Here is a 15,606-nt window from a genome sequence, read left to right on the forward strand (position 1 = left end):
TGCTCTCCTCGTGGGCTCACTGCCCGTAGACGTTCTGGTAGCGCTCGTAAAGCCGGTCGACGTCCTGCTGGTCGATGGCGGAGGCCTTGCCGAGCTGGAGTGCGAAGTGGACGGTGCGCGCCACGTCCTCCAGCATCACCGCGGACTTCACCGCGGACTTCGCGGTCGGGCCGACCGTGAACGGGCCGTGGTTGCGCATCAGCACCGCACGGGACCTGCTGGCCTTGAGCGTCTCCACGATGCCCTGGCCGATCGAGTCGTCGCCGATCAACGCGAACGGGCCGACCGGGATCTCGCCGCCGAACTCGTCCGCGATCATCGTCAGCACGCACGGGATCGGTTCGCCGCGCGCCGCCCACGCTGTCGCGTAAGGGGAATGCGTGTGCACGACACCGTTCACGTCGGGCATGTGCCGGTACACGTACGCGTGCGCGGCGGTGTCCGACGACGGCGCGTACTCGCCTTCGACGAGGTTGCCGTGCAGGTCGGTCACGACCATCGCCTCGGGTCCGAGCTCGTCGTAGGACACCCCGGACGGCTTGATGACCATCAGCTCGTGGCCGGGCACCCGCGCCGACACGTTGCCCGCGGTCCAGATCACCAGCTCGTACTTGGTGAGCTCGCGGTGCAGGTCGGCGACCGTGCGGCGCAGTTCCGCCGTGACCGACATCAGTTCTTCCCCTCGACGGCCTCACGGCGGAACTTGCGCAGCCGGCGCATGACATCGTTGCCACCCCGGCCGAAGTGGTCGTGCAGCTCCTGATATTCGAGGAACAGCCGCTCGTAGGCGACGACGTTCTCCGGGATGGGCATGAAGACGTTGCGGCGCACCGACCCCATGGCCTGGGCGGCCTCGCGGATGTCCGCGTACGCTCCCGCCGCCACCGCCGCGTGCATGGCGCTGCCGAGCGCCGGTCCCTGCGCGGAACCGATGACCGACAACGGCAGATCGGTGACGTCGGCGTAGATCTGCATCAGCAGCGTGTTCTTGATCAACCCGCCCGCGATGACCAGCTCGGTCACCGGCACGCCCGAGTCCGTGAACGTGTCCACGATGACCCGCGTGCCGAACGCCGTGGCCTCCAGCAGAGCGCGGTAGACGTCCTCCGCCTTCGTGGCCAGGGTCTGCCCGAGGATCACACCGGACAGCTCGTGGTCGACTAGCACGGACCTGTTGCCGCTGTGCCAGTCGAGCGCGATCAGCCCGTGCTCGCCGGGGGCCTGGTCCGCCGCCAGCTCGGACAGCAGTTCGTGCACGGAGAGCCCGCGCTCCTTCGCCTGCTCGTGGTAGACGGGCGGCACCTGGTTCTTCACGTACCACGCGAAGATGTCGCCGACACCGGACTGCCCCGCCTCGTAACCCCAGAGGCCCGGCACGATCCCGCCGTCGACCACACCGCACATGCCAGGAACCTCGCGCAGCACGTCGCCGCTCATCACGTGGCACGTGGAGGTGCCCATGATCGCGACCATCTGGCCGGGCTCGACGGCCTGCGCGGCCGGTGCGGTGACGTGGGCGTCGACGTTGCCGACCGAGACCGCGATCCCCTGCGGGAGTCCGGTCCACCGCGCGGCTTCCGCGGTCAGGCTGCCGGCCTTGTCACCGAGCGCGGACAGCGGGTGGTCGAGCTTGTCCTCGACGAACGTGGCGAACGCGGGGTTGAGCTCGGCGAGGAACTCCTCGCTCGGATACCCGCCGTCCTGGTGGATTCCCTTGTAGCCGGCGGTGCAGGCGTTGCGCGTGTACTCGCCGGTGAGCTGCCAGACGATCCAGTCGGCGGCCTCGACCCAGTGGGCCATCGCCGCGTAGACCTCGGGCGCCTCCTCCAGGACCTGCAGACCCTTGGCGAACTCCCACTCCGAGGAGATGAGGCCGCCGTAGCGCGGCAGCCACGCCTCCTTGCGGTCGCGGGCCAGCTCGTTGATGCGGTCGGCCTGCGGCTGGGCGGCGTGATGGCGCCACAGCTTGATGTAGGCGTGCGGGTTGTCCGCGAACTCCGGCAGGTCGCACAACGGCGTGCCATCGGCCGTCACCGGAACCATGGTGCAGGCGGTGAAGTCCGTGCCGATGCCGATGACCAGTTCCGGCGCGACACCGGCGGCCTCGACGGCCTGCGGGACGGCGGTCCGCAGGACGTCGAGGTAGTCGGCCGGCACCTGCAGCGCCCACTCCGGCGGCAGAGCCTTGCCCGTCGCCGGCAGAACGCTGTCCACCACGGCGTGGCGGTAGTCGTGCACCGCGGTGCCGAGCTCGGCGCCGTCACGGACGCGCACGACCACGGCGCGACCGGACAACGTGCCGAAGTCGACACCCACGACACACGCGTCGGGATGGATCGTCTCGTCAGTCACGAGCTGAGTGTTATCGCTAACATTCGGCCCGTCAAGATGCTGACGAGACGTCGTGAAAAGCCTTGATAGAACCGGTATGAGCAAATGAGTGAACGCACGACAATGGCGCACTGCGAGCGGTACCGGCCGATCGCCGAACAGGCCCCTGGCCACGCCCGGCCTGTTCGGCGGTCACCGAACAGGCCGGGCGTGATCAGAAGCCTGGCGATCGCAGGGTGGCGGGGTGCCCGCGGACGTTCGGCGGAGGCCGTCGGACCGGCGCCCAACCCCGGCCGAGTTCAGGCGGGCGGGCCCACGCTCTGGCGCTGCACCAGCACCGGCGCGATCGTCCGCCGCGGCCGAGTCGACTCGCCCTCGCTGACCTGCTCGAGCAGCAGGCCGAGCGTCTCCCGGGCCACCGCCGCGAAGTCGGGCCGGACCGTCGTCAGCGGCGGGATGAAGAACTCCGCCTCCGGCACGTCGTCGAACCCGACGACGCTCACGTCGTGCGGCACCCGCCGCCCGCGCTCGTGCATCGCCCGCAGCACACCGAGAGCGAGGTGGTCGTTGGACGCGAACACCGCGGTGACCTCGGGCATCCGCGCCAGCATCTGCCCGGCCTTGTACCCGGCCGCCGCAGTCCAATCAGCAGCAACCACCGGCGGCACCTCGGCGTTGTGGAGCTCCAGCGCCCGGCGCCAGCCCTGCACGCGGCCGGCCGCGTCGAACCAGTCGGTGGGGCCGGAGACGTGCCACACCGTCGAGTGTCCGGCCTGCAGGAGGTGGGTGGTGGCGTCGTACGCGCCGACTCCCTGGTCGACCGTGACGAGCGGCGTCGACCGTTCCGGGTCACCGTCCACAGTGACCAGCGGCAGTTCGGCGGGGACGTCGGCCAGTGCGTCGGCCGCGGACGAGTTCGGCGCTATCACGACGATCCCGGCCACCCGCTGGTCGCGGTGGCGTTCGACGGCGGCCGCTATCGACTCGCGGTCGAGCACCTTCACCCTGCCGACGCTGACCGCGAACCCGGCCTCCCCCGCGGCCTCCTCGAAGGCGGACAGCAGCGAGGCGGGGCCGTACAGCGTCGAGTTCTGCGCCACCACGCCGATCAGCTGCGTCTTGCCGGTGACCAGCGCGCGAGCCGCCCTGTTCGGCCGGTAGCCCAGCTCCTTGATCGCCGCCCGCACCCGCAGGCGGGTCTGCTCGCGGACGTTCGGGTGGTCGTTGAGAACACGCGAGACCGTCTGATGCGACACCCCTGCGAGGCGAGCGACGTCGGTCATCGCGGGGTCACGCGTGGTCTTCTGCTCCACGGACGATCTCCGATCCTTGGTCTAGACCGATGATGTTAGCGATAACACCCGTCAGCCTCGGTTCAGCACACCCATTGTGACCGCTATTCGATCCGGAACGTCGCACGTCGGCGCGCGTCGCGGTCGTTTCCAGGTCTGCCGGCGACCAGTCTGCCTCGATCGTGGATGAGATAAGAATCTGCTCCAACATTCAACGAAATCGCCTTGCCGTCCGCGAGTCCCGGCACCCGCGTAAAGCTCGCCGCACGGCCGTAGGTGTCCGTGTCCTCGAACGGGTCGATGCGGATGACGTCACCGTCCACACGCACGTAACGATCGGGGAAGTTGACCGACTGCAGCGCCACGGTGCCGGAGCCGAGGAATCCCGGCACGAACCGGAACTGCGAGTCGGCGAGCTCGCGGACGTTGCCGTCCACCCGCAACCGGTACTCGTAGTGCCGCACGAACAGCCCGTCCAGCGTGGACAGCCGGGCGATCGGGCCGCCGCGCCCCACCGGGACGCCGAACGAGGGCGTGCCGTCGTCGTTCCAGTGCAACCGTTGCACGCGGGTGTGCCGGTTCGGGTCGAACAGCGGGTCACCACTGATGTCGCGGTAGTCACGGGCGTGGTAGACGAGCACGTCCATGCCGCCGACCGTCGTGAACGAGTTGTGTCCCGGTCCGTACTGCGAGGTCGGAGCATTGGTCGAGAAGACCGGCTGGGCGGACTTGGTCCACGACCGCGCGTCGAGCAGGTTCGCGTTCTCGTCGGCAGTCAGCAGGCCCATGCAGTACCGGGCGTCGGTGGCGCTGGCGGAGAACGTGACGAACACCCGGCCGTTGCGGATCAGCACCGCCGGCCCCTCGTTCACGCGGAAACCCTGCACCTCCCACGACGCCGTGGGGGTAGCGATGCGCACGGGCGTCGTCTTCAACGCCAGCGGCGAGGCCATCTCCGCGATGTAGAGGTTGGTGCCGGAGCCGACCGCCGGATCGTTCTGCGCCCACAGGAAGTAGCGCTTCCCGCGATGCGCGAACGTGGTCGCGTCCAGGGTGAACGTGTCCAGGTGCGTCACGATCTGGCCGCGCAACACCCAGCCGCTCTCCCGGGGGTCGGCGTTGGGAGACTCCAGCACGTAGGTGCGGATGCGGAACGGCTCGTCCTTGTCGCCCGCCGCGAAGTAGACGTACCACTTGCCGTCGATGCGGTGCAGCTCCGGCGCCCAGATGTAGCCGCCCATCTTCCCGGACGCCGGACGACGCCAGATCGTCCGTTCCCGCGCCGCCGACAGACCGTCCAGAGTGGACGCTCCACGCACGACGATCCGGTCGTACTCCGGCACGGACCCGGTCAGGTAGTACATGCCGTCGGTCGGCGGCGTGATGAACGGGTCGGCGCGCTGCTCGACCAGCGGGCTGCGGGTCGGCAGCTCGGTGACGGGTTCAGGAGCGGCTGAGACGGCCGCGGAGCCGGCGAGAGAAAGCGTGCCGGTGGCGGCGAGGACGCCACCCGTGCCCAGCAGCAGGGATCTGCGGTCGATCACTTGCGGCTCCTGTCCTTGACGCGGAAGACCGTGACTGAGTTCGGCGGGAACGTGTAGCTGAAGGAGGTGCGCACGCTCACCTGGCTCGTGCGCGGCTTGATCGGCTGGGCGAACTCGGTGTTCACGTCGTCGGGACAGCCCTGCAGGACGGTGACCTTCGCGGTCGACGCCACCGGCATGCCCAGGTCGATCGAGGTGCGGGCGGCGTTGTCCTGGGCGTTGACGACCTTGACGATCAGCTCGCCGGTCGCGAGATCGCGGGTCACGACCTGGCGGAACGGTTCGACGCGCGAGTCGTCGTTGAACTCGCCCCACTTCTGGCCGTCGAGGAACAACGCCACCTTCCGGCCGCGCACCTCGACCCGCACGTCGTAGGTGCGGCCGGTCTCGATGCTGGTGTTGTTGCTGAGCAGCGTGCTCTTGGCGCCACCGGCGGACTTCTCGACGGCGGACTGGGTGTTGTTCCAGCCGCCCAGGTTCCACCAGTAGTAGTTGCCGGTGTCCTGCACGCCGAACGCGACGAGGAAGCCCTCACGTCCGGACTGCTTGGTGGCCTTCAGGTTCAGCGTGTAGTCGCGCCAGTCGCGCGATCCGGCCGTCACCAGGGTGTTCTCGGCGGCCGCGTCGGACTGGACGTAGGCGCCGTTCACGACGTTCCAGGCACCCTTGCCGGTCTTGGTCCACTGCGCGTCGGTGCCGGAGAAGTCGTCACCGAACAACTGCTGGCCGGCCGCGTTGGTAACGTGAACATCGTCGTAGGCAGCGGCGGTCGCCCACGTCGACAGGCCGATCGCGCCCGTGATCGGAGCCTGGGTGGACGGCGTGGCCGACGCGGTGCTCGGCACGACCTGGTCGCCCACGTTGTTCATGAACAGCTTCTGGGTCTCGTAGCTCGCCGAACCCCACGACGCGTGGTTGTTGAACCAGATCATGTCCGGCTTCCACTGCACGTAGTCCTCATTGGACAGCAGCGGCGCGTAGGAGGCGAGCTTCACGACGTCGGCGTTGCGTTCCAGGCCGGTCATGTACGCGGCTTCGCTCAGCGCGTTGAAGTACTTGTTGTCCAGAGAGGCGTACTCGCCGAGGAACACCTTGGGACCGTTGCGGTCGTAGGAGTCGTAGCGGCTGTTGTTCTCCAGGAACCAGGACGGGCTGTTGTAGTAGTGCTCGTCGACCATCTTCACGCCGGCCTGCTTGTTGAGCTGCCACAGCCGGTCGAAGGTGCCGCCGGTGTCGTCGGGGCCGGAGTTGCCCACGACCGTGATGTCCGGGTACTTGGCGTTGATCACCTTGCGGAACTCGGTGAAGCGGGCGAAGTACTCGTCCGGCAGGTTCTCCTCGTTGCCGACCGAGACGTGGGTGAGCTTGAACGGCTGGGGGTGGCCCATCTCGGCGCGCTTGCGACCCCAGGTCGAGTCGGCGGGCCCGTTGGCGAACTCGATCAGGTCGAGCGTGTCCTGGATGTGCCGCTGCAGCAACGCGGGGTCGTCCGTGGCGCGGTTCTGGCCACAGCCGGTGACCAGGGCGGGCACGACGGGCAGGGGCATCGCGCCGACGTCTTCGGCGAACTGGAAGTACTCGTAGTAGCCGAGCCCGTAGGACTGGTTGTAGCCCCAGAAGTTCCAGTTCGTGGCGCGCTGCTCGACCGGGCCGATGGTGTCCTTCCACTGGTACGAACGGCGGCGCTCGTACGCGGGAGCGTCGTAACCGTAGTGGCTGCCGGTGTTGACCAGGCAGCCGCCGGGGAACCGCACGAAGCCGGGCTTCAGGGCGGCGACCTTCTCGGCGAGGTCGCGGCGCAGGCCGTGGCCCTTGAAGGTGTCCTGCGGCATCAGCGAGATCATGTCGAGGCGCAGGGTCCCGGTGCCGCCGCCGGTGACGAGCAGCCTGCCGGTCGTCGTCGACTTCTTCGCGCGGACGGTGCCGGTGTAGCGGGCCCAGCCGTCGCCGCGAACCTGGACCTTCACCGCGTCACCCAGCGGGCTGCCCGCCGGATCGGTGATGGTGGCGGTCAGCGGCGTGGCGGACTGGTCGGTGCGGGCCCAGACGGAGAAGTCGTAGCGCTGGCCCTCCTGGACCGCGATTCCGCTGTTGTAGCCCGAGTTGATGACACCCGCGGGCAGGCCGAGCTTGAGGTAACGGCGGTTGCGCTCGTTCATCCGGCCGCTGTCGTCGGCCACGTCTACGGTGCCGCTGTGCGGTGCCCACGAGGTCAGGCTGGTGTAGGACGCGTTGTCGGCCTTGTCGTACTCGAACGACCGGTTCTGCACGAGTTCCGCGTAGAGGCCACCGTCAGCGGCACGATTGATGTCCTCGAAGAAGACGCCGTACATCGTGTCGTCGATCGACGCGCCCTTCCTCGTGGCGTCGACCTTGATCGTGTAGTCAGCATCGGCCGCCGCGCCCGAACCGGGGACGGCGGCCAGCAGGGAGGCCGCGAGGGCGGCGGACAGCAGAACGTGCCTGGGGGACATTCATTGGCTCCGGGGCGTTCGTGGGCGTTCGCTGCAAAAGTGAGCGCTAACATACGACCGCCGCAAGGTCAGGTCAACGGTCACAAGTCGTTATGGTCGAAGGCTTGACGCGACTGATGTGAGCGTTCACTCTTGTCCACCTGACAGCCGCGGACACGCGGTCAGGCTCCGCGACACCGTAGTCACCTCGGAGGAACTCCTGTGCTGAAGAAGATCACGACAGCCGCCAGCGTGATCGCGCTCTGCGCGCTGACAGCGTGCGGCTCTGGCTCCGGCGGTGCCGGCACCAACTCGTCCGGCGACACCATCACGATGGGCTTCGCCCAGGTGGGCGCCGAGAGTGGCTGGCGCACCGCGAACACGAAGTCGGTCCAGGACGAGGCCAAGGCCGCCGGGATCGACCTGAAGTTCTCCGACGCTCAGCAGAAGCAGGAGAACCAGATCAAGGCGATCCGGTCCTACATCCAGCAGAAGGTCAAGGTGATCGCGTTCAGCCCGGTCGTCGAGACCGGCTGGGACACCGTGCTGCTGGAAGCCAAGCGCGCCAACATCCCGGTCATCCTCACCGACCGCTCCGTCGACTCCAGCGACAAGTCGCTGTACAAGACGTTCCTCGGTTCGGACTTCGTCGAGGAGGGCCGCAAGGCCGGCGACTGGATGGTCGCCAACGCCACCGGCCCGACCAACATCGTGGAGCTGCAGGGCACCACGGGTGCGGCGCCCGCGATCGACCGCAAGAAGGGCTTCGAGGAGAAGATCGCCTCCAAGCCGGACATCAAGATCGTCGCCTCGCAGACCGGTGACTTCACCCGCTCCGGCGGCAAGCAGGTCATGGAAGCGTTCCTGAAGTCCCAGCCGAAGATCGACGTCGTGTACGCGCACAACGACGACATGGGTCTGGGCGCGATCGAGGCGATCAAGGCCGCCGGCAAGGTGCCCGGCAAGGACATCAAGATCATCACCGTCGACGCGGTCAAGGACGGCATGACGGCGCTGGCCAACGGCGAGATCAACTACATCGTCGAGTGCAACCCGTTGCTGGGCAAGCAGTTGATGGAGCTGGCCAAGAAGGTCGTCAAGGGCGAGGAGGTGCCCGCTCGAGTCGTGACCGTGGAAGGCACGTTCACGCAGGAGCAGGCCAAGGCCGCCCTCCCCCAGCGCCAGTACTGATCCCTTCAGACAGCGGGGCCCGTCATCTCCTTGAGTAGCTGACGGGTCCCGCACCCCAGCCAGCCACGCAGACTCGCGGGGCCCGTCACTCTCTCCCATTCGGTGACGGGTCCCGCGCCCCAGCGACGAGGGTCCCAACCCATGACCGAGCCCGACACACCGATCGTCGAGATGCGGGGCATCAGCCTCGCGTTTCCTGGCGTGAAGGCGTTGCAGGACGTCGACTTCCGGCTGTTCCCCGGCGAGGTTCACGCTCTCATGGGCGAGAACGGCGCCGGCAAGTCCACTCTGATCAAGACGCTGACCGGCGTGCACACCCCGGACAGCGGCACAACGCTGCTGGCGGGCGACACCGTCACGTTCTCCTCCCCCGGCGACGCCCAGCAGGCCGGGATCAGCACGGTGTACCAGGAGGTCAACCTCTGCGCGAACCTCACGGTCGCGGAGAACATCCTGCTGGGCCGTGAACCCCGCAAGCGCGGCGGCATCGACTTCAAGGCGATGCGCACGCAGGCCGCCGCGGTGCTTGCGCGGATCGGTGTGCACATCGACCCCGCCTCGATCCTGAGCACGCATCCCATTGCCGTGCAACAACTCGTGGCCATCGCTCGCGCGATCGCCGTCGACTGCCGCGTGCTCGTGCTCGACGAACCGACGTCGAGCCTGGACGCGGGCGAGGTCGCCGAGCTGTTCCGGATCATGCGGGTGCTGCGCGACGAGGGCGTGGCGATCCTGTTCGTCTCGCACTTCCTCGACCAGGTCTACGAGATCGCGGACCGGATGACGGTGCTGCGCAACGGAGCCCTCGTCGGCGAGCACCTCTCCAAGGACCTGGACCGCCGTGCGCTCATCTCGGCCATGATCGGCCGCGAGCTCGGCGTTCTGGAAGCGATCGAGGACGCCAGCGAACGCCGCGACACGTCCGGCCCTGTCCTCGTGCGCGCGGAAGGTCTCGGCCGGCGCGGTGCCATCGCACCGTTCGATCTGGACATCCGTGCGGGCGAAGTCGTCGGGCTGGCCGGACTCCTCGGTTCGGGCCGCACGGAGATGGCGCGGCTGTTCTTCGGCGCGGACAAGGCGACCGAGGGCAGGCTGCTCGTCGACGGCTCGCCGCTGCACCTGCGCGGCCCCAGGTCGGCGATCGCCGTCGGGATCGCGTTCTGCTCGGAGGACCGCAAGGGCGAAGGCCTCGTCGCGGACCTCAGCATCCGCGACAACCTCGTGCTGGCCATGCAGGCGGCGCGCGGGTGGAGCCGCCCGGTGTCACGCCGGGTCAAGGACACGCTCGTCGAGAAGTACCTGGCGGCACTGGACATCAGGCCCGCCAACCCGGACGCGCTCGTGCGCACGCTCTCCGGCGGCAACCAGCAGAAGGTGTTGCTGGCCCGCTGGCTCGTCACCGAACCGCGGCTGCTGATCCTCGACGAGCCGACGCGCGGCATCGACATCGGTGCCAAGGCCCAGATCCAGCAGCTCGTCACGAAGCTCGCCGCCGAAGGCACCGCGGTGCTGTTCATCTCGGCGGAGCTCGAGGAGGTCGTGCGCATCGCCGACCGGATCGTGGTGCTGCGCGACCGGCACAAGATCGCCGAGCTCGACGGCGGGTCGAGCATCGACGAGGTCGTCGGGCTCATCGCGGGTGAGCACCTGTCGGAAGAGGTGGCGTCGTGAAGTACCGCTTGCTGTGGCCACTTCTAGCGCTGGTCGCGTTGCTGTTGCTCAACCTGGTCGTCACGCCGTCGTTCTTCTCGTTGCGCATCCAGGACGGCCACCTCTACGGCGGCCTGGTCGACGTGCTCAAGAACGGCGCGCCGACGCTCCTGATCGCGCTCGGCATGACCCTCGTCATCGCCACCCGCGGCATCGACCTGTCCGTCGGCGCGGTCGCGGCCATCGCGGGCGCGGTCACGTGTGTCCACATCGGAACGTCCGGGGACGCGGGCACGGCGTTCGCCGGTATGGGGATCGCGCTCGTTCTCTGCGCCCTGCTCGGGCTCTGGAACGGTTTCCTGGTGGCGGGCCTGGGCATCCAGCCGATCATCGCCACGCTGGTGCTGATGACGGCGGGCCGCGGTATCGCGATGCTGGTCACCGAAGGCCAGATCATCACGGTCAACAACGACCCGTTCCGGCAGGTCGGCGCCGGGTTCCTCATCCTCCCGATCTCGATCCTGATCAGCCTCGCCGTGCTCGGGCTGGTGGCGCTCACCACCCGCAAGACCGCGCTGGGCATGCTGATCGAGGCCGTCGGCGTGAACCCGGAGGCGTCCAGGCTGGCCGGCGTCCGCGCGAAGACCATCATCTGGACCGTCTACGTGTTCGCGGCGGTGTGCGCGGGCATCGCGGGCCTGATGATCAGCTCGAACGTCAGCGCCGCCGACGCCAACAACGCCGGCCTGTGGATCGAGATGGACGCGATCCTCGCCGTCGTCATCGGCGGCACGTCGCTCGCGGGCGGACGCTACTCGCTCACCGGCACCCTGCTCGGCGCGCTGATCATCCAGACCCTCACCACGACCGTCTACACGATCGGCGTCGCGCCCGAGGTCACGCTGGTGTTCAAGGCCGTCGTCGTCATCGCCGTCTGCCTGGTGCAGGCGCCCAAGGCCCGCGCCGCGCTCAGCTTCCGGAAGGTGGCCGTCTCATCATGACCGCTCTCGCTACCCGGCTGCCGTCGCGGTTCCTGCCGGTCCTCGCGACCGTGGTGTTGTTCGCGATCACGTTCGGTGTGGGGTCCGGACTCTACGACGGTTTCGCGTCGGGGCAGGTGATCGCGAACCTGTTCATCGACAACGCGTTCCTGATCGTGCTCGCGGCCGGCATGACGTTCGTGATCCTCAGCGGCGGCATCGACCTGTCCGTCGGCTCGGTCGTCGCGCTGTCGACCATGGTCACCGCCTCAGGCCTCAAGGCGGGCTGGCCGGTACCGCTCGTGGTCGTCGCCGTGCTGCTCATCGGCAGCACCCTCGGCCTGCTGATGGGCCTGGTGATCCACAAGTTCGACATCCAGCCGTTCATCGTCACGCTCGCCGGCATGTTCCTGGCGCGCGGCCTGTGCTTCCTGATCAGCGTGGAGTCGGTGTCCATCAAGGACAGCACGTTCCGCGACGTCGCCACCGCCGTCATCGAACTGCCCGGCGGCGTCACCATCACCTACAACGTGATCATCGCCCTGATCGTCGTCGCCGCGGCCCTGTACGTGCTGCACCGGACGCGGTTCGGCCGGACGGTCTACGCGGTGGGCGGCAACGAGCAGTCCGCGCTGCTGATGGGCCTCAAGACCGCGCGCACCAAGGTCGGCGTCTACGTGATCAGCGGCTTCTGCTCGGCGCTGGCGGGCCTGCTGTTCAGCCTCTACATGCTGTCCGGCTACGGCCTGCACGCCGTGGGCATGGAACTCGACGCGATCGCGGCCGTCGTCATCGGCGGCACCCTGCTCGCGGGCGGGGTCGGGTACGTGCTCGGCAGCCTCGCCGGCGTGCTGGTGCTCGGCACGATCCAGACGCTGATCTCGTTCCAGGGCACGCTCAGCTCGTGGTGGACCAAGATCGTGATCGGCGCGCTGCTGCTGGTGTTCATCGCGGTGCAGCGCGGTTTGATCCGCGACAAATCCGCCTGACGGGATCTCCCGTTCGTGACAGGCCCGAGCAGTCACGACGAGCTGCGTGCCCCAGCGGGATTGCGTGAAGTCCCACGAGGTGGTCGAAGCCGGAGACAGGCAGGTGCCCGTGCGCACCTTCCGTCCCGGACGGCCACCTCGTGGCGTCTACCTGGACATCCACGGCGGCGGCTTCTACCTGGGCCCGACCGCGCGGGAGAACGCACGCAACCAGCAGCTCGCCGACACGCTCGGACTGGCGATCGTGAGCGTGGACTACCGCATCGCCCCCGAAGATCCCTGGCCGGCCGCACCCGACGACTGCGAGACGGCCGCGCCATGGCTCATCGAGCGCGCCGAGCCAGGTTCGGGACCACGCGGCTGGCCATCGGCGGGTTCTCGGCGGGCAGCACCCTCGCCGTCACGACGTTGCTGCGCTTGCGTGATCGCGGCTGAAGGCGTTCGACCGCGCCGTGCTCCAGTTCGGCACGTACGACCTGCGTGTCTACCCCGGCGCGCCGCACGCGTTCACCAACCGCGACAGGGACGTCGCCCGAACCGCCCGGCACGACATCGAGACCTGGCTGGCCGCGACCTGGGAAACTCCGTCACCGGCGGCGAACCACCGGTGACGGAGATCGGGCCAACTACCGCCGAGTCGTCTTGTTCGCCACGACGAGCGGCGCGAACTGGACCCAGTCGACGTTCGGCCCCCAGCCGGCGGGGTTGCCGAAGGTGACCGCGCCACCCGGCGTGACCAGGTCGATCGGCGACGTCTCGAGCCAGAACCCGTCCCACGTGTAGTTGTGGCGGTACCGGGTGGCCGTCGCCTTTCCTCCGGCCTCGGTGGCGACGAGCGTCCGGTTGATGATGTCGGTGTTGTACGGGTGGCCGGTGTTCTTGTCCGCCTGGGCGTAGGCGACGGTCAGGTTGTACTGGCCGGCGCTCACCCCGGTGCGGGGAACCGTGAGCGTGCCGTTGTTGCCGACGTAACCGACGTAGGTGCTGCCGGACGCCCAGGGGCTCGACGCGGTCGCCGCGCCACCCGCGAGCTTGCCGGCCTCGGCCTCGACGCGGACCGCGTTGCGGTCGGCCGCGGCGTCGCGGGTCAGCGTGAGCGTGCCCGCGGCGAGCGGGGTGCGGCCCTCGTTGGACAGCTTGACCTCGGTGATGCCTGCCTTGAGGTGCACTGTGGTGTTGCCGTTCCAAGCGCCGGCGCAGGTGGTGGTCAGGTCGGCACCGGTGACCCTGCGGCCGGAGAGGGTGAGCCCGAGGGTGCTCCTGCCGGTCGCGGTCAGGGTGGTGTCGAGCCGGTAGTAGCCGTCCTCGGCCGCGGACACGTAGGTCGTGACGGAGTCGCCGGCCCGCAGGAGCGCGCTGCCGCCGGAGCTGCGGGCGTCGGAGAGCGGGTACACCGTCCTTTCCGGACCGGTGACCTCGGTCAGGTCGACGCGGTCGAGCGTGATGTCGGACGAGCCGCCGAGGTAGCCGCCGGGACCGCTGGTGCGCAACGAGAGCCGGTGCGTGCCCGCGGTGAGCTGGACGGGCGTGTCGTACCGGCCGCGGTAGGTCCAGCCCAGAGTTGCGGGCAGGGTCAGGTTCCGCACGTGGGCGTCGTCCACGTAGAGAGCCTGCTGGCCGACGAACGCGTTGGTGCCGTAGAAGACACCGAGTTTGTACGAGCCGGTGCGCGGCACGGTCACGTTGACGGTCACGCGCGAGTCCGGCCGGTTCATGGAGCCGACGTCCTTGCGGCCGGACGTGGTGTAGCGCATGGCCATGTCCCAGGAGCCCGATCCGTCGTCCTGCACGTACACCTGGGCGTTCTCCACCGTGCCGTTCTCGGCTTCGTAGCTCGCCTGCCACGGCGCGTTCGCGACCGGCGCCACACCCGAGGCCGGCGTGACGATCACCTGGTACGCGGCCAGCTGGTCGCCACCGGGCACCTTGACCGTCGCCGCGCCGTTCGCCACCCGGATTCGCGACGCCGCCACGACCGACGGCTGGCCCGCGTCCCCTTCGTACCCGCTCCAGCTGGTCTTGGAGACCCGCACGTCGACCTGATCGCCGAACACCTTCCGGTCGATGCCGGTGAGTGCGACGTTCACGTCGTTCGCCGTGCCGCCGAGCAGCACCGTCGCCTTGGCGCCACTCAACGTCGCCATGCCCTGCAGGGAGTCCCGGACGTTCGGTTGCGGCGGCGTCACCTTGACCGTGTTGACCGCGTTGGCCGAGCTTCCGGAAAGGTCGCCGTACCACTTGGTGAGCCACCAGCCGCCGTTGGCACGGCCTGCGCGCACGGCGTGGTCGCTGAGGTTGCCCGCCATGGACCAGAAGGCCATGTGACCGTCCACTTTGGTGTCTTCCAGCATGGTGATCCACTGGACCATCTGGCCGGGCACCGAGGTGTCGCGCTTGTTGGAGTACTCGTTGATGACGATCTCTCGTGGCGAGATGCCGAGCTGCCGTTCCATCTCGCGGTAGTCCGCGTAGTTCTTGCGGTACAGCGCGAGCGAGTCCGGGCCGAGCTCGTGCCAGCTGGTCATCTGCGGCAGCACGTTGTTGGCCTTGGCGTACGTCAAGAACTCGCGCAGGTGGTCCGCGCGGTACCGGGTCTCACCGATGCCCGCGATACGAGCGTTGGGCAGCACGGACTTCACCAGGCGGTAGATCCTGGTCCAGTCGGCGAAGAACTTCTGCTTCTTGTTCGCCCAGTCCGAGTACCAGATGCCGTCGGGCTCGTTGAAGATCGTCCACACGAACTTGTCGCGGTCGGGGCGCTGGGCGACCTTCTCCAGCTGCGGCCGCAACTTGGCGGCGTAGTCGTCGATGCCCAGGTCCTCGTAGGGCCACTTGCTGTAGGCGTCCTGCGCGTAGATGTGCATCTCGCTGCCGCCCGTCGCGAAGAACTCGTCCGCGAGCTTCAGCGCGTCGCCGTTCGGGTGCTGGTCCCCGTCCGGCGCCTTCTGCGAGATGCTGCGCAGCCGCATGCCCGCGACCAGGTCCTGGGACGGGACACCGGAATCGCCCAGGCCGTAGAGCATGCCCGTCGCACCACCGCGGAACGCGCCGGTCGAGGAGGCGAGGTCCACCCGCAGTGTCTCGGTCGCGGCGACGGCGGCCGACGGGGTGAGGGTGGCGAACGCTAACGCGGCAACGACCGCGCAGGCAGGGATACGCATCGGAGCTCCATTTCG

At 68.5% G+C, this 15,606-nt stretch carries 11 protein-coding genes and 1 pseudogene; 6 read left to right on the forward strand and 6 right to left on the reverse strand.

Going from position 1 to position 15,606, the window contains the following annotated elements; genetic code table 11:
• Positions 1 to 16: 16 nt before the first annotated feature.
• From ABZ345_RS20385 to ABZ345_RS20405, 5 genes are all read right to left on the reverse strand, one after another.
• Positions 17 to 670 (reverse strand): L-ribulose-5-phosphate 4-epimerase, encoded by a 654-nt coding sequence (locus ABZ345_RS20385; RefSeq protein WP_359850691.1) that lies wholly within the window; start codon positions 668 to 670, stop codon positions 17 to 19.
• Positions 670 to 2,352: a ribulokinase gene (gene araB / locus ABZ345_RS20390; RefSeq protein WP_359850694.1), complete on the reverse strand. Its 1,683-nt coding sequence runs from the start codon at positions 2,350 to 2,352 to the stop codon at positions 670 to 672. The genes ABZ345_RS20385 and araB overlap by 1 nt, the downstream gene beginning before the upstream one ends.
• Positions 2,353 to 2,630: 278 nt before the next feature.
• Positions 2,631 to 3,644 carry a LacI family DNA-binding transcriptional regulator gene (locus tag ABZ345_RS20395; RefSeq protein WP_359850697.1) on the reverse strand — a complete coding sequence of 338 codons (1,014 nt, stop codon included), beginning with the start codon at positions 3,642 to 3,644 and terminating at the stop codon, positions 2,631 to 2,633.
• Positions 3,645 to 3,727: 83 nt separating this feature from the next.
• Complete coding sequence (locus ABZ345_RS20400) at positions 3,728 to 5,167, reverse strand: family 43 glycosylhydrolase (protein WP_359850700.1); 1,440 nt, start codon at positions 5,165 to 5,167, stop codon at positions 3,728 to 3,730.
• Positions 5,164 to 7,641 carry an alpha-L-arabinofuranosidase C-terminal domain-containing protein gene (locus tag ABZ345_RS20405; RefSeq protein ID WP_359850703.1) on the reverse strand — a complete coding sequence of 826 codons (2,478 nt, stop codon included), beginning with the start codon at positions 7,639 to 7,641 and terminating at the stop codon, positions 5,164 to 5,166. The genes ABZ345_RS20400 and ABZ345_RS20405 overlap by 4 nt, the downstream gene beginning before the upstream one ends.
• A gap of 201 nt (positions 7,642 to 7,842) precedes the next feature.
• Between ABZ345_RS20405 and ABZ345_RS20410 the strand changes: the two genes are divergently transcribed.
• The 6 genes and pseudogenes from ABZ345_RS20410 to ABZ345_RS20435 all read left to right on the forward strand — a co-directional run bounded on the left by ABZ345_RS20410 (position 7,843) and on the right by ABZ345_RS20435 (position 13,041).
• Positions 7,843 to 8,811, forward strand: coding sequence for an ABC transporter substrate-binding protein (locus ABZ345_RS20410; RefSeq protein ID WP_359850706.1), 969 nt, complete (start codon positions 7,843 to 7,845; stop codon positions 8,809 to 8,811).
• Between the two features lie 141 nt (positions 8,812 to 8,952).
• Positions 8,953 to 10,482 carry a sugar ABC transporter ATP-binding protein gene (locus tag ABZ345_RS20415; RefSeq protein ID WP_359850708.1) on the forward strand — a complete coding sequence of 510 codons (1,530 nt, stop codon included), beginning with the start codon at positions 8,953 to 8,955 and terminating at the stop codon, positions 10,480 to 10,482.
• Positions 10,479 to 11,462 (forward strand): ABC transporter permease, encoded by a 984-nt coding sequence (locus tag ABZ345_RS20420; protein WP_359850711.1) that lies wholly within the window; start codon positions 10,479 to 10,481, stop codon positions 11,460 to 11,462. Before ABZ345_RS20415 ends, ABZ345_RS20420 begins: the two co-directional genes overlap by 4 nt.
• Entirely contained in the window at positions 11,459 to 12,430 is a 972-nt protein-coding gene (yjfF, locus tag ABZ345_RS20425) for a galactofuranose ABC transporter, permease protein YjfF (protein WP_359850713.1), read from the forward strand. The genes ABZ345_RS20420 and yjfF overlap by 4 nt, the downstream gene beginning before the upstream one ends.
• A 109-nt stretch (positions 12,431 to 12,539) precedes the next feature.
• Positions 12,540 to 12,710, forward strand: a pseudogene (locus tag ABZ345_RS20430) (alpha/beta hydrolase fold domain-containing protein); the annotation flags it as partial.
• Between the two features lie 172 nt (positions 12,711 to 12,882).
• Positions 12,883 to 13,041, forward strand: a complete 159-nt coding sequence (locus ABZ345_RS20435) for a hypothetical protein (RefSeq protein WP_359850815.1) — start codon at positions 12,883 to 12,885, stop codon at positions 13,039 to 13,041.
• A 15-nt stretch (positions 13,042 to 13,056) separates the two neighbouring features.
• On the opposite strand, the gene ABZ345_RS20440 is transcribed toward ABZ345_RS20435, so the two are convergent.
• Positions 13,057 to 15,591: a hypothetical protein gene (locus tag ABZ345_RS20440; RefSeq protein ID WP_359850716.1), complete on the reverse strand. Its 2,535-nt coding sequence runs from the start codon at positions 15,589 to 15,591 to the stop codon at positions 13,057 to 13,059.
• Positions 15,592 to 15,606: the final 15 nt, after the last annotated feature.

This window comes from Lentzea sp. NPDC005914 (assembly GCF_040629405.1).
In the GTDB taxonomy this organism is placed as follows: domain Bacteria; phylum Actinomycetota; class Actinomycetes; order Mycobacteriales; family Pseudonocardiaceae; genus Lentzea.

Coding starts and splice junctions, on each gene's coding strand:
- ABZ345_RS20405 (WP_359850703.1), bottom strand. CDS start 7,641: ATGTCCCCCAGGCACGTTCTGCTGTCCGCCGCCCTCGCGGCCTCCCTG.
- ABZ345_RS20415 (WP_359850708.1), top strand. CDS start 8,953: ATGACCGAGCCCGACACACCGATCGTCGAGATGCGGGGCATCAGCCTC.
- yjfF (WP_359850713.1), top strand. CDS start 11,459: ATGACCGCTCTCGCTACCCGGCTGCCGTCGCGGTTCCTGCCGGTCCTC.
- ABZ345_RS20385 (WP_359850691.1), bottom strand. CDS start 670: ATGTCGGTCACGGCGGAACTGCGCCGCACGGTCGCCGACCTGCACCGC.
- ABZ345_RS20440 (WP_359850716.1), bottom strand. CDS start 15,591: ATGCGTATCCCTGCCTGCGCGGTCGTTGCCGCGTTAGCGTTCGCCACC.